Origin of the sequence: Pyramidobacter porci, from assembly GCF_009695745.1 — a bacterium.
Lineage (GTDB): Bacteria > Synergistota > Synergistia > Synergistales > Dethiosulfovibrionaceae > Pyramidobacter > Pyramidobacter porci.
On sequence record NZ_VUNH01000001.1, the window covers coordinates 342,886 to 357,726 of the forward strand.

At 59.2% G+C, this 14,841-nt stretch carries 10 protein-coding genes and 1 tRNA gene; 1 reads left to right on the forward strand and 10 read right to left on the reverse strand.

The genetic code is table 11. The annotated features are described in order from the left end of the window. Nucleotides 1-12: 12 nt before the first annotated feature. The 8 genes from secG to FYJ74_RS01610 form a co-directional block, all read right to left on the reverse strand. Nucleotides 13-234 (reverse strand): preprotein translocase subunit SecG, encoded by a 222-nt coding sequence (secG, locus tag FYJ74_RS01575; RefSeq protein WP_078016248.1) that lies wholly within the window; start codon nt 232-234, stop codon nt 13-15. Between the two features lie 142 nt (nt 235-376). Beyond that, nucleotides 377-988: an RdgB/HAM1 family non-canonical purine NTP pyrophosphatase gene (gene rdgB, locus FYJ74_RS01580; RefSeq protein ID WP_154527863.1), complete on the reverse strand. Its 612-nt coding sequence runs from the start codon at nt 986-988 to the stop codon at nt 377-379. After that, nucleotides 989-1,717 carry a ribonuclease PH gene (gene rph, locus FYJ74_RS01585; RefSeq protein ID WP_154527864.1) on the reverse strand — a complete coding sequence of 243 codons (729 nt, stop codon included), beginning with the start codon at nt 1,715-1,717 and terminating at the stop codon, nt 989-991. 114 nt (nt 1,718-1,831) lie between these two features. After that, nucleotides 1,832-2,491: a hypothetical protein gene (locus FYJ74_RS01590; RefSeq protein WP_154527865.1), complete on the reverse strand. Its 660-nt coding sequence runs from the start codon at nt 2,489-2,491 to the stop codon at nt 1,832-1,834. Nucleotides 2,492-2,539: 48 nt separating this feature from the next. Next, nucleotides 2,540-4,159: an N-acetylmuramoyl-L-alanine amidase family protein gene (locus FYJ74_RS01595; protein WP_229769280.1), complete on the reverse strand. Its 1,620-nt coding sequence runs from the start codon at nt 4,157-4,159 to the stop codon at nt 2,540-2,542. A gap of 4 nt (nt 4,160-4,163) precedes the next feature. Then, entirely contained in the window at nt 4,164-5,513 is a 1,350-nt protein-coding gene (locus tag FYJ74_RS01600; protein WP_154527867.1) for a TldD/PmbA family protein, read from the reverse strand. 11 nt (nt 5,514-5,524) lie between these two features. After that, entirely contained in the window at nt 5,525-6,352 is an 828-nt protein-coding gene (locus FYJ74_RS01605) for a PHP domain-containing protein (RefSeq protein ID WP_154527868.1), read from the reverse strand. A gap of 333 nt (nt 6,353-6,685) precedes the next feature. Next, a tRNA-Ile gene (locus FYJ74_RS01610) sits at nt 6,686-6,762 on the reverse strand. A gap of 443 nt (nt 6,763-7,205) precedes the next feature. Here FYJ74_RS01610 and FYJ74_RS01615 point away from each other — a divergent pair. Beyond that, nucleotides 7,206-8,606, forward strand: coding sequence for a DegQ family serine endoprotease (locus FYJ74_RS01615; protein ID WP_154527869.1), 1,401 nt, complete (start codon nt 7,206-7,208; stop codon nt 8,604-8,606). 201 nt (nt 8,607-8,807) lie between these two features. On the opposite strand, the gene FYJ74_RS01620 is transcribed toward FYJ74_RS01615, so the two are convergent. Together FYJ74_RS01620 and FYJ74_RS01625 are read right to left on the reverse strand one after the other, a co-directional pair. Continuing rightward, nucleotides 8,808-9,323, reverse strand: coding sequence for an OmpH family outer membrane protein (locus tag FYJ74_RS01620; RefSeq protein WP_154527870.1), 516 nt, complete (start codon nt 9,321-9,323; stop codon nt 8,808-8,810). Nucleotides 9,324-9,425: 102 nt separating this feature from the next. Next, nucleotides 9,426-14,510, reverse strand: a complete 5,085-nt coding sequence (locus FYJ74_RS01625; RefSeq protein WP_154527871.1) for a hypothetical protein — start codon at nt 14,508-14,510, stop codon at nt 9,426-9,428. Nucleotides 14,511-14,841 lie beyond the last annotated feature (331 nt).

The following is a 14,841-nucleotide window of genomic DNA, read 5'->3' on the forward strand; positions in this document are numbered from 1 at the left end:
GCCTCTTTCGCATTAGAGAATGATCAGAGCAAGAGAGTTGAGCATGAACAGAGCGCAGACAATCACGGTGATCTTGGACAGGCCGGAGAAGCGCGCCCACTGATTGGCCGTCGGATCGGCCAGCGTGGCGCCGCCGAAGATACCGCCGCGGCCCTGTTTGCGCGGCTGAAGCAGGACCACGGCCATCAGCACCACGCAAAGAAGAATCTGGACAATGGAAAGAAAAGTTTTCACTGGAGTGCACCTCCGAAAATTTGTACTGAGTCGTTCGTATCCATCTTACCCGATGAATTCCGGATGATTGTACCACAAAGTCCCGCTAGAGGGAAATCGGCCAGCGGGGCAACCTCAGGAGGAATGTCCGTGCGCCTGATTTTCAGTTTTTCAGGCCGTGCAGCATTTCGATAAAAGCCTGCGACGCCTTGGCTCGGTGCGACAATTTCGCCTTCGTTTCCGCCGGCAGCTGGCCGAACGTCAGGTCATATCCTTCGGGAATGAAAAGTGGGTCGTAGCCGAAGCCGTTCCCGCCGCGTTTTTCCTGAACCACGCGGCCGTTGCAGTAGACCAGCGTCTGCCAGGGAACGCGTCCGTCGGGAAAGGCCAGCACGAGCGCCGCGGCGTAGCGGGCGAAACGGTCCGACTTGTCGGCCATGTTGGCGATCAGCCATTGCCGGCAGGCTTCGTCGTCTTCGCCGCCGACGCGCGAAGAATATATGCCCGGCCGCCAATTCAGCGCGCGCACTTCGATGCCGCTGTCGTCGCTGACGGCGGGCAGCCCCGTATGCTTTGCCCAAGCGCAGGCTTTCAGCGCCGCGTTTTCCAAGAAAGTGGCGCCGGTTTCCTCCACATTCAGCGGACGCTCGTAATCGCCGCCGAAAATCAGCTCGATCCCGAGCGGCGCCAGAAGAGCGCGAAACTCTTCGTACTTGTGGCGATTGCCGCTGGCGATCACCAGTTTTTGAAGCGAAACGCCGTCCATCACGATCATTTACCGGGCCTCCGCGTCGTCCCACCGCAGCGTGCGCCGCTGCAGCGCCATCAGTTCGTGAATTCCCGACGAAGCCAGGTCGAGCATTGCCGCCATTTCCTCGCGGGAAAACACGCCGCCTTCTCCCGTTCCCTGTACTTCGATAAAATCGCCCTGTCCGTTCATGACGACGTTGAAATCGACCTCGGCCGTGCTGTCTTCCTCGTAGCAGAGATCCAGCAGCAGCTGCCCCCGCACCTTTCCGACGCTGACGGCCGCCAGCGATGACTTGAGCGGCAGTTTCTCGAAAGCGCCCTGTCCGCGCAGCCAGCGCAGCGCGTCGACCAGCGCCACATAGGCGCCGGTGATCGAAGCCGTACGCGTGCCGCCGTCCGCCTGGATCACGTCGCAGTCGAGCGTGATGCAGCGTTCGCCCAGCGCGTCGAGGTCTACGGCGGCGCGCAGCGAACGGCCGATGAGGCGCTGGATTTCCTGGCTGCGTCCGTTGACTCGCCCTTTTGCGGAATCCCGCGGCACGCGCACCGCCGTCGAACGCGGCAGCAGCGAATATTCGGCCGTCACCCAGCCCTTACCCTGCCCGCGCAAAAAGGGCGGCACTTTGTCCTCCACCGTGGCCGTGCAGAGCACTTTGGTGCGCCCGCAGGAAATCACGCAGGAGCCTTCGGCATAAACGTTCCAGTTTCGTTCCATGGTCACGGGGCGAAGCGCGTCGGCCCGTTCTCTCGTCAAAGTATGAATCTCTTTTCGCCTCCATACGCGATGGACAGTGTTCCCCCGTCCTCGACAATTTTGAAAAATACAAGATCAGCGCGCACGAGTGTTTTCTGCGCGCCGATCCTTCGTTCAGCCGTTCGCGTTCTCCAATCCCCAGGGGTCGGAAAGGCGAATCGAGCCGACGTTCTGCACCCAGCGGCCTTCCTGAAGGAAATAAACCTGTTTGACCGGCAGGAAATTCTCCACAACCGTGCGCACGATTCCCGTCAGCATCAGCAAGGCGCGCTCTTCGGACATCTTTCCCAGGCCGGCGGCGAATCCCTGCGGCAGATCGAGATAAACAGCGATGCCGTCGCGATAGACGTGTTTCGCTTCGATCACGTTGGCCCAGCTTTCCGAAGATTCCCGGAAGACCGCATTCACAGCCTGGATGATCTCGTCCTCCTGCACCTCGGACAGGACTTTCATGCCCGCTTTCACCATACCGTCGCGCCCGAGCGGATATACCACAAGCTCTTTGCGCGGCCCCACGACGTTGTCGCTCGAATCCTCGGCCGCCAAGAGACGCTGGAGGTCCTCCGTGTTGGAAACGATATTTTCCTGTTTGAGCACGTTCCTGCGGTCAAGCATCTTCAAAAACAAATCGGCCCCATAATAACCTGCCGCCAGAAAGATCACCATCACGCTCAGCTGCGCCAGCACGCGCAGGAAAAGCGGCGCGCGCCGCCGCGGCTGGTAATATTCCTCTCGGTCGGGCATTCGCGGTCGGCGCGAGATTTCATCGTTCACTGTCGATCACTCCTCGGATAGGATCTCTTTCCCAAGAACTTTCGGGAATTAACGGTTGATGAAATTTATTATACCTGATGCAATCGATTCCGCCATCCGCTGCTGATACGCCGGCTGAGCCAGGCGCTTTGCCTCCGACAGCTCGGTGATGAATCCCGTCTCGATCAGCACCGACGGCATGACCGCGCCGCGCAACACCCAGAAAGGCGCCTGAGCGACCCTCTTCATGTCCAGCCGGCTCTCCTGGCCTGCTTTGAAAAGCTCCTCGGCCAGATCGGTACTTTCGTCGATCTTGGCATTTTGCTGCATGTTGCCCAAAATCGACAGCAGCATTTCAGTTCTCTTGTCCGACGATCCCTTCTTGCCGGAGCTGTCTTCGGCTATTTCGGCGTTTTCGATTTTCGCCAGCGTCATGGCGTCCTTGTCGGTCGGCAGAGCCATGATATAGATTTCCACGCCTCTGGAATGGCGCCCTTTGGGCAGGGCGTTGAGGTGGATGCTGATAAAAACGTCAGCCTTCCAGTCGTTCGCCATTTGCGTGCGCTCCCGCAGTGTGGGGTACGTGTCCCCTTCCCGGGTCATGCGCACGGTCACCGCTCGCGAACGCAGTTCTTTCGCCACCCGCTTGGCAATCTGCAAGGCCAGATCCTTCTCCCGATACCCGTGCGCCATGGCGCCGGGATCCTTGCCGCCGTGCCCCGCGTCGATAACGACGAGTTTCTTCCTCTTGCGGGAGCGCAGCGCAGGAGAAGGCGGCTTTTTTTCACGAGATTTGTCCTCTCCGTCTTTTGCGCTCAGCTTCTTGTCGTCCTTCTGACTTCTGTCCCCCGCGGAAAACTTCTCGGCTTCGTTTCGACGCGAGGTTTTGTCACCCAGCTTGAAATCCATGACAAGGCGATAAGGATCGCTCAACGTGAAGACTTTGACCGTTCTGCCGGGAAAAGAAAAATCCAGCCGCGCCGTGGCATCGCTTTTAACCGACAGGGCGATGTCGGAACGCGCGGATTTGAGGGCGCGCCTTTGCGAGGCATTCATCGGCGCAAGTACCACGGTCAGCGTTTCGTCCCGAATGGTATATGAAGGTTCCGCAGAGCCTTCAAGATCGATGACAGCCCGCACGTCGGCATGATCGCCGCCCCATCTCAACGCCTTCAGCCGGGGAAGATCCTGCGCTTTTTGCTGTTCCTGTCGGAGCGGCCCCCGCTGTGGCGCGTCGGTGGCGGGCGTTTTCTTCCGATCGACCGATTCCCGCTCCGCTGGAGGCGTTTGCCGCTTTCCTGACCCTGACCATTGCAAGGCCACGTTTCGCCCATTTCTCTTCAGAAATCGCGAGAACACGCTCAGTACCGTGTCAGCATCAACCCACCAGTGCCCATCCTCCATGCGCGCCCGGGCCGGCAGGGCGACGACGCTGTAACCGATCCACACGACCGCCGCGCCGCGCACGAAGCGCAGCCCGACGGGAGCCTGTACGACCAGTTCCTCTTTTTCCTGCCGGATCTGATATCCAAGCCCTGCCGCTATCTGATCCGCCGCCGCCATGCGAAGCGAATGGAACTCCTTCACTTCCGCGCTTCCGGATACTCCGGCGCCGGTCCACTGCCACGTGCTTGCGCCGGCACTCGGAGCGACCAGAAGGCAAAGGAAAATGACAAGCGCGAAGTTCAAACATTTATTTTCCAGCCACCGCAATATCGTCCACCACCATTGTGCAGCCGCCGAAACGGTCATAGAACCGTAAATCGCCGCCGACTTCAATAATTTTATTCAGAAAATCGCACAGATTCCCGGCGATCGTCACCGCGGAGACGGGGCGGGAAACGCCGTTCTTATGATACAGCCCGCGCGCCGCCAACGAAAAATCTCCGCTGACCGAGTCAACCGTATGCAGCCCCATCAGCTCGGTGACACGGAAGCAGCCGTCGTAAGCCGCCGCAAGCTCTTCCGCCGAACGCGCTCCGGGCACGACGAACAGATTGCTCACATCGACGTCAGGCAAGGAAGAGAGCCCGCGGCTGCCGTTCCCCGTCGAAATCGTTCCGAGACGTTTTCCGTATTGCAAATTGCTCAGCCAGGAAACAAGGCGGCCGTGGTCAAGCAAAACCGTCCTCTGCGTGGCAACGCACTCGGCGTCGCAGGCGGCCGTTCCCATGCCGCCGTACATCCGTCCGTCGTCCACAAGCGTCACGACGGGGGAAGCCACCCGTTCCCCCATTTTGTCAGCCAGAAGAGTGAGCCCCTTGCAGACATTCGAGGCGAAGAACAGCTCTGCCAGCCCCTCAAGAAAGGAAGCGACAACCTCAGGCTCGAGAATGAGCGTATAGCGCCCCGTCGGCAAAGGCTCGCCGTGCAGCAGGCGTACCGTGCGCGCGACGGCCTCGTCGACCGGCAGCCGGGAAGAGAGCGCCGCCCGAGAACGTCCGTCCAGACTCGCTCCGCCAATCTCGACGGTCCCGCCGTCCTCCGCCAGCAGTGTGACGCCGATCCCGCCGGCGGTGGAACGACTTTGACAGGAAACGCCGTAACTGTTGATCGTCAATGATTCTTCCCAGCCGATAAAAATACTGGCATCGCGCACCGTGCGCACACGCCGGTCGAAAGCTCGGGCCTGACGACTCATTTCCATACAGAGTTCAATCTGTTCCCGCGGATCCCACGCGACCAAATCGGGATCATAAATGCCCAGATCAACCGCCGGAACTGCCGGCTGTGTCCTCGCAAAGACGACGTCGTCCTCCGCGGCTCCATGCCGCGCATTGCGAAAAGCGTTTTCACACAGCACGGCAGCGGCACGGTCGTCGATATCATAAAGGCTCGCTACGCCCTGGCGATGCTCCCGGTCCAGTATGCGCAGCCCAAGACAATCGGAAATCGAAGCATGACTTTTTTCCAGCGCCTCATCGCGGACCGAAAACGAGCGGCTGCCGTAACCGCACCATACACATTCCGCCGCCAATGCTCCGCCGGCTTGGGCACACGAAAGCATGCGCTCGAGCAAACGCCGCGCCGTGTCGATGTCCATGCGGGCGACCTCTACATCCTGAGTCCCAATCGAGCCCACGGCAAAAGATTTTCAGGAACCGGGATGCCGAAATGGTATCCGGGACGCCCTCTGCCATGATAATCGGAGCCTGCCGTGACCTCGAGACCGTTCGCTGCCGCCAGCGCTTTGTAGGCCTCGCTCTGCTCCCTGCTATGGTGGCCTGAATAACATTCAAGCCCCCAAAGTCCAAACGATTTCAGCCAGCGCAGAACATCCGGCAGTTCCTTGATATCCGGGCACGTCTGCACCGGATGCGCCAGCACGGAAAGGCCGCCCGCACGATGGATCGCGCGGATCGTTTCTTCCGGCGACAAACTGACCTTGTGAACGTACGCCTTTCCTTCCCGTCCCAAATACTCCGAGAAGGCCGTCGGCACATCGTGGACGATTCCCTTGCGAATCAGCGCATAGGCAAAATGCGGACGGCCGATAACGCCCTTTCCCGCTTCATCCTGAACGTCCTTCAGCGTTATGGAGATCCCCAGTTCGTTCAACCTGGCAAGAACCCGACGGTTGCGCTCCTCACGATAATATTGGATCTTTGCCAGCGCCGCGCGAAACTCTTCGTCCTGAGGATCGTAATTATAGCCCAGGATATGCAGCGTCCGCGGATATTCTGCGGAGATCTCCACTCCCGAAACAGCTCTGATGCCCAACTTGCGGCACATCGACATGAAGGCGGGAACGCCCTTCATCGTATCGTGATCGGTCAGGGACATCACCGCCAGCCCGCGTTTTTTGCCAAGGCGCGCCAGCGTTTCGGGAGAATCGCTCCCATCAGAGCAGAGACTGTGAAAATGCATATCAATGCGAATCATTTACGTTCGTCCGCCTTTCGCGAACAAACGCCATACTGCAAGATGCCCATGAACGACGGCAGCCGCGCCGTAAACATGGTATCAACTCCTTTCGCCGTCCTGCCGAAAAACCGACAAAACGACCGACTGCGTTAACTATAACAGAAATTAAGCCATTTTGCGAAAAGAAACCGGACGCTCCGCCACAAATTGGTGTTTTCTCCTATTTTAACTCAGCGTGAAAATCTCTCCCCCGCGGATTCCGCCGATACCGCCAAAATGGCAGTAAAAAGTCCTGCTTCGGCCGAAAAAAAGCAAAAAAAAACCACGACTTTCGTCGTGGTGAGCGGACTATGGTGGGCCGCAGAAGATTTGAACTTCTGACCTCTCGGTTATCAGCCGAGTGCTCTGACCAACTGAGCTAGCGGCCCTTACTTGAACATACGAGGAATTGTACCACAAAATTCTCATTTGTGAAGCCCTGAAATCTATTTTCCTCCCCAATCGGCAGTTGAAAGAGAAACATCAAAAGAGCGACAGAAACACAACAGCAACGGGATCAGCAATTTCACTCCCGATATCTTGAACTTATGATTCGACCTGAGATGATTTATCCACTTTATTGAAACATATCACCAATTTTCACGGTATGACGCTGACCGTAAATTCCCGAACGGTTGAAGGCGCTTTTCAATGATTTACCGTACGTCGTTTTCCGGATGAACTCAACTGATTCACGTAGAGCAAAGAATGAAGTTAAGTTTACCTGTTTTGTATAAAACATCAATGCGCAAACAGTCGTTTTCGTGTAATATGTGCATCGTTGAGACGGGACCGTCATGTCCTGCCTGATTCTTTGCGGAGGTGAACTTTTATGGAATTGAGAAAACTGAAAAGATCTTTTATAGGCATCATGTTGGGTGTCATGGTCGCGGGCGGTGTGCCCGCTTTTTCCGGGACGTTGCCGCCTGAAGCGCTGACTGCCGGCAGTCCCGTTGCCGATCTGGTCGAGAAGGTCGGTCACGCGGTCGTCAATATCGACGTCGAAGGCACGGTCACGCGCACGGTGAACCAGGGGCTGCCCAACGACCCCTTCTTCAGGGAGTTCTTCGGCGACATGTTCCGCGAGTACACGCGCCGCGTTCCCATGAAGGGAGCCGGAAGCGGCTTCGTCGTCTCCAAGGACGGGCGCATCCTCACCAACAACCACGTCATTGACGGCGCCGACAAGATCACGGTCACTTTCTTCGACGGCAAGACCATGGAAGCCTCGGTGATCGGACGCGATCCGACGTTCGACATCGCCGTGATCAAGGTGGACGGCAAAGACCTTCCCACGCTCGAGCTGGGCGACAGCGACAAGATCCGCGTCGGCGAAACCATGGTCGCCATCGGCAACACGCTGGGGCTGGGGCTGGAGCCCACCGTCACCGTGGGCGTCCTTTCGGCGCGCAACCGCAGCATTCACTTGCAGAATTTTAACTTCGACGGCTTCCTGCAGACCGACGCCTCGATCAACCCCGGCAACAGCGGCGGCCCTCTGCTTGACATGCAGGGGCGGGTGATCGGCATCAACACGGCCATTATCCCCTCGGCCCAGGGGATCGGCTTCGCGATTCCCATCAACATGGCCAAGCAGGTGATGAACGACATCGTCTCCTACGGCAAAGTCCGCCGCGGCCAGATGGGCGTCTACCTGCAGCCTATCACCGAAGACATCGCTTCGGCTTTCGAGCTGAAGAACACCAAGGGCGCTCTGATCGCCGACGTGATCCCCGACTCTCCCGCCGAAAAGGCCGGCCTGAAGCGCGGCGACGTCATCGTCAAGCTCGACGGCAAAGAGGTAGAAGACAGCGTCAAACTGAGCACTTCGGTGCGCCAGCACATGGCGGGCGACAAAATCAATCTCGAAGTGCTCCGCAACGGCAAAACCATGAACTTCTCGCTGACGCTTGCGGAAGTGGACACCACGGTCGCCGACGCCAGCACGGCGGAGAAAATCGGATTCACCGTGGCAACGATCACTCCGGAACTGCGCAAAGAGCTGAAGCTCTCGGAGCGCGACAGCGGCCTGGTCGTCACCGAAGTGGAAGAAAAATCCCTGGCGGCTCGTTCCGGCCTGCGCCGCGGCGACATTATCCTCCAGGCCGGCGGCCGTGAAGTGAACAACTCCGGCGACCTGTTCAAGGTCATCGGTTCCACCAAGAGAAACCGCGTTCCCTTGCTGATCCGCAGATACGGCCGTACGCAGTATTTGCCTCTGAACGTCAAATAAGCTTTCCGGCTCCACAAACGAACGCCGGGATGCAGCGGACATTTCCGTCTTCTGCATCCCGGCTCTTCTTTTTGTCGAAACAATAAGCGCGGCAAACAAGACGATCCCCGCCATTGGACTCGTTTTTCCCGAGTCCAATGGCGGGGATCGCGTCGTACTTTCAATGCGCGCTCTTCAAGATAGCGCTGCAAAAGATCGTTTTTACTTTTGGGCGGGCTGAGCCGGAGCCGGTTTGTTCACCGTCACCGTGGGCAAATCAGCGAACTTCGGAGTGCGCTTGTTCATTTCCTTCATTACCGCGTTTGTCACGTCAAGCTTGGAGTCTGCGCCGAGAAGCAGTTGACGACTTACGACCGCCTGAATTCTGGGGTTTTTCTTCCGCCACGCCTCCGTTGCCGCCGCCAGTTCCGACTGCAGAACCGCCAGCGCGGCATTGCGCTCGACCGCCATCTGCTGCTCCAGCGCGGCCTGCCCCTGCCTGATGATGTCCTGCGCCTCGGGCAAGTTTTCCCGGCCGCGGTACAGAGCCACCAGGTCGTTGTATCCCTTCTGAAGCACCTTCTGTACCTCGCTCAGGTGCTCTTGTCCTTTCTTGCCGGGGATCGACTGAGTCAGGAGCCTCTCCGTATCCACCACCGCGATCTCCGTGGCCGGGGCCGTTCCCGCTGCCACCCCCAACAGCAGTACCGCCAGAAAAACCGTCATCGCTCGTCTCATCGCAAAACCTCCACACAAAAAAGATTTAAATTTCCACGTCACATTGTACCATAAAGAAGAGGGCGGATCTCAACCGCCAACCCGCCCTCTTCGCTTCGAACGTCAGTTCGCTTTTCTGCCGCTCTGCAACAGACGTTCCAGCTTCTCCACACGCGCGTTCATCTCGGCCATCTGCTCGGCCTGGCGCATGTTGGTCTGCCGCAGCGAGGCCACTTCGGCCTGCAGTTCGGCGTTCTCCTTCTGCATCACGTAGACGCTGCTGATCGGGCCCTTGCGGTAGCGTTCGGGGATCTGATCCTTGTCTTCTTTCCTGCCGATCTTCCAGGTCAGTCCGGCGTTGGCCATCGAGTCGCCGTGGTGGGTGACGGACACTCCGGCGTGGACCATGAAGTCTTCTTTCAGGTAGTGCGCGAAGCCGAGGGCCAGCGCGTACTCGCCTTTGTACGCTCCGAAGCCGGCCATGATCTGGCTGGGTTCGACGGGGTCGTACTGCATCGGTTTCAAGCCGGCGAGGGCGGAGCCGAGCGCTCCGGTGGTCTTGATTTCGCCTCTCAGTTCGCCCATCTGGTTATAGACGTCGCCGAATCTGTTGTAGATGTTGTTGAACTGTGTGTCTACGGCGCTGAGGGCGTCGCCGACGTTGTGGTAGGTGCCGCCGCGGATGATGTAGGTGGGTGCGGAGACCGTGCCGTCGACGTTGACCGTGGAGCCGCCGCCGAAGTGGTTGGATACGCTCGACGAGGCGCCCCAGAGCTGGGAGCCGTTGACGGCGTCGGCGCTGGTCTGGCTGACTTCGCCCTTGGCGACGTTGACGACTTTGCTGCCGGTGGCGTCGAAGCCTTTGGCGGTGACTTTGCCGGCGAAGGTGGGCGCGTCGACGACGCTTACTTTGATGGCGCCGGAGTCGTTGCTCAGCGTGATGTTGCTGCCTGCCTTGAAGTTGAGGACGTTATCGGTCTTGCTGACGGTCTTCACTTTCACGCCGTCGATCTGGGCGTCCCAGCTCTGCAGGGCGCTGGCAGACGTCGACGCGACCTGCTTGAGCTGTCCTTCGGTGGCGGCCTGTCCGGCTCTGTCGCCTTCGCCCCAGCCGGAATCGAGGGCGGTGTTGGTCAGGCCGTTGATCGTGCCTTTGCCGTCCTTGTTGATCGTGAGCTTGTTTGTCGTCCCCGCAACGTCGAATTTCAGCTCGTTCTTGAGGGCGACGACGACCTTGCCGCCGTCGACTTTGGTCTCGGTGTTCGTGCCGTCGCCGGCTACGTGGAGGGTCTCGCCGAGTTTCTTGTTGACGGTGTTGCTGTCGTCGGCCTTGAAGGTGAGTCCCTTGTTCACCGTGGCGCCGGTTTCGGCGATCTTGGCGTCCAACGTCTTGAGCTGGGCCACGTTCACCGCGTCGGTGTCGGCGCTGCCGGCGGCCACGTTGGCGATCTGCCGGGTGGCGTTGGCGTTCCCCACGGAAACGGCCCCGTAGGACCCCTTCACCGTGCCGTTTACGAGCGCCTCCATTGCCGCTCCGGCTCCGGCAGGCACGTAGACGTTCGACAGCATCTGACGGTCGGCCATGCTGAAAGCGCCCAGCGCCACGCCGCCGTCGACGGAAGCGTTGGCGCCATGTCCCAGAATGACGGCGTTCGACGCGCCCGTCGCCGCGGCGCTGTCCAGCGAACCGATGACGACGTTGCGGCTCTTGCCGTCCATGCTGCGTTTGTCGCCCAGAACGATATTGAAGTCGCCGTTTTTGACGGTGTTCTCCGAGCCGATCACGGTGACGTGGCTGACGTTTTCGCCGACGTTCTTGTAGCCGTCGAGCAGGTTGAAATCGCTGGTCTTAGTGCTTGTTCCGGTCAGTTTGTTGCCGACGCCGATCAGCTGGGAGCGTTTCGCATAATTCGCCGTATTGGCTCCGCCAATCGCCAAAACCGCGCCGCCGCTTTGGGCAACGGCACCGGAAAGGATCGTCCCCATTTTGAGATAATCCTTATTTTGGTATGCTTGCGCTAACTCAAACATCTCGCTGAGAGAAAGATTTACGTCGTTATAAGAATTGGATATGCTGTTCCCTGCGCCAAAAATAAGTGCGCCATTGGCCTTGTCAGTTCCATTAGCCGTACCGACAATGCTGTTTGTTACGCCGTTATACTTGGCCCCTTCTTGTTTTATGGTGTTAAATGAACCGTAGATTGTTGCCGTAGCGCCCTTTGCGGCGTCTAAGACACTATATGGATTAGCAGTGCTCCAGTTGGAACCGTTCCCTTCAATCGTTGAATACGAACCCGTAACGGTGGAGAACAATCCCTGCGCAGAGACTTCTACGCCTGCCGCTAAGGCATTAAACGCCTTGGCGCCATCGTTGTTGTAATTACCTTTGCCCGAATCCGTGGAGTTGACGCTGTAGAAATGCGTCTTGGCTTTGTCTACTTTTATGTTCAACGTTTTCAGCTGCGCCACGTTCACCGCGTCGGTATCCTGCGAGCCGGCCGCCACGCTGGTGATCTGGCGGGTCGTACCAGAGCCGTTACCCACAGACAATGCGCCCTTTGTCGCTTTCCATGTTCCATTGGTAGCAGTAGAAGCCGCGCCTGTGGCGAAATCCCAACCGGCGGTTCCCAAAGCGCGGTTGGCGACAGATGAAGCACCCAACGCCACGCCACCTTCCACCTGCGCGCTGGCGCCGTTGCCTAAAGCCACGCCGGAAATGCCGGCGGCGCTCGCATTCGCGCTTGCTCCGATAACGATGGCGTTAGCAGCCGCCGCATTCGTGTTGGCGTCTCTGCCTATGACGACGGCATCGGTCGATTGCGCGTTGGTACCGCGGCCTATCGCAATGGCATTGTCGGCTGCAGCCTGCACCTTGGCGCTGTTGCCGATAGCTACGGATTGTTTTCCCGCGGCGCCGGCCGTGGCGCTGGCCGCGCCATAATTGCTTGTTACCAATGTCCCTGCTGTATTCGTACCATTCACATGCACATACGTGTTCGTGGCGTTTTTCAGCTGCGCCACGTTGACGGCGTCGGTATCCTGCGAGCCGGCGGCTACGCTGGTGATCTGGCGGGTCGTACCAGAGCCGTTCCCCACAGACAATGCGCCCTTCGTCGCTTTCCATGTTCCATTGGTAGCAGTAGAAGCCGCGCCTGTGGCGAAATCCCAGCCGGCGGTTCCCAAAGCGCGGTTGGCGACAGATGAAGCGCCCAACGCCACGCCGCCGTCTACGGAAACCGAGGCGCCCTGCCCCAACGCCACGCCGGCGACGCCCGCTGTCGTTGTGTTCGCGCCATTGCCGATCGCGACGCCGTTTACGGATTGCACGTTCGTCGAGGCGCCCAGCGCCACGCCCTGGTCGGCAGCAATTTGGACCTTCGCGTCGATGCCGGCGGCCACGGAGCGCTTGCCGGCCGCACCGGCCGTGGCGCTGACCGCGCCGTAGTTGCTGTTTACAATCGCAGCGGCGGCGGTGTTGCCGTTGGCATGCACATACGTGTTCGTAGCGTTTTTCAGCTGCGCCACGTTGACGGCGTCGGTATCCTGCATACCGGCGGCAACGCTGGTGACCTGACGGGTCGTACCAGAGCCGTTACCCACAGACAATGCTCCCTTCGTCGCTTTCCATGTTCCACTGGTAGCAGTAGAAGCCGCGCCTGTGGCGAAATCCCAGCCGGCGGTTCCCAAAGCGCGGTTGGCGACAGATGAAGCGCCCAGCGCTACGCCGCCGTCTACGGAAACCGAGGCGCCCTGCCCCAACGCCACGCCGGCGACGCCCGTCACCGTCGTATTCGCGCCGCTGCCGATCACAATGGCGTTAACGGCCTGGGCATTCGTATTGAGACCGACGGCGATGCCATTGTCGGCCGCCGCCTGCACCTTAGCGCTGTTGCCGATAGCTACGGATTGTTTTCCCGCGGCGCCGGCCGTGGCGCTGGCCGCGCCATAATTATTTGTTACCAATGTCCCTGCTGTATTCGTACCATTCACATGCACGTATGTGTTCGTGGCGTTTTTCAGCTGCGCCACGTTGACGGCGTCGGTATCCTGCGAGCCGGCCGCCACGCTGGTGATCTGGCGGGTCGTGCCAGAGCCGTTACCCACAGACAATGCACCCTTTGTTGCTTTCCATGTTCCACTGGTAGCAGTAGAAGCCGCGCCTGTGGCGAAATCATAGCCGGCCGTGCCGGAAGCGCGATTAGCGACAGAAGAAGCGCCCAGCGCTACGCCGTCTTCCGCCTGCGCGCTGGCGCCGCTGCCCAGCGCCACGCCGTTCTTGCCGGCGGCCGTGACGCTGGCCGTGCGGCCGAGGGCAAGGCCGTTCAGAGCCATCACATTGGCGTTATTGCCGATCGCCACGCTGTCGGTGGCGTCGACTTCGCCGTTGTATTCGGCCGTGACCGCCCCGGTTGCAGGATCAACTGTGACCTTTTTAAAACCGCTCGTTCCCACGCGCGCGCCCTGACCGATGACGACGGCGTTTTTGGAGGTGGAGCCGGCGGCGCTGTTGTACCCGCCGACGAAGGCGTCCTGCCCGCCGGCCTTGCTGCTGTTGCCGACGACCGTCGCGCGAAGGCCCGTGTTGACGTTGCCTTCACCGATCGTATAGGCGTTATTGGAACCGACCTTGTTGTTTTTGCCGAGAGCGTAAGAAGCTGCTCCTGAAATGACGTTGCTCTCGCCGTAGGCGTGGGAATTGTTCCCCCACACCGCGTTCTTGAGCCCGAAAGCGTAAGTCGTCGAGCCGTTCGTGGCGTTCTCGCGGCCGACGGCGACGCTGGAAGCGCCTTTTGACGTATTCAGGCGGCCAAAGGCGACGCTGTCGTTTCCTATCGCGTTGTTGCCCACTCCGATTGCCACGGAATTGCCGGTATTGGCAACGTTGTTGACGCCGAGCGCGACGGCGTTACCTGCGTTGGCCGCGTTATTAGCGCCTACGGCCAGCGCCCCCGCGCCTTTGGCCGTGGCGTTATAGCCGATCGCCGCGTTCTGCGCGTGGTTCGCCGAAGAACCGGTACCGATGGCGATGCCCGGCCCTTCGCCGGGCGGGTTCGTGGCCGGCGCCGCCGCGCCCGGCACGGGGCGCATCAGCATCAGCCCCAGCGCCACGGCGGCCAGCGTGCCGCTTTTCAGGACAGTCGACGAGCGTTTTTCACCGAGGGGGCTCCCTCCCCCCATAATTCGCTTATGTTTCAATCTTTTTTTCATTCGTACCAACCTCCACTTTCAAGTTCAAATTGACGCAATCACGCCGCGCCACAACCTCAACCCAACTTCAACCAACTTTAATCTTGATCATTTTAACAGGCAATACCTTCACAAGCAAGTAGCTTCTGAATATATTGCCCATAGATTTCTCACATTCAATCTGCCATTCGTCGGCCATCGTCCGGTCGATCATCACGAAAATGTTCCACGTGGAACATTTTCCGTAAAAAACGTCGTTCGGCTTGTCGAAAGAGCTTTGCCATTTTTCATCGGCCAGTCGGAAAGTCCTTTCAAAAAATAAGGAACCGTACGCCGGAAGATGGCGCGCGGT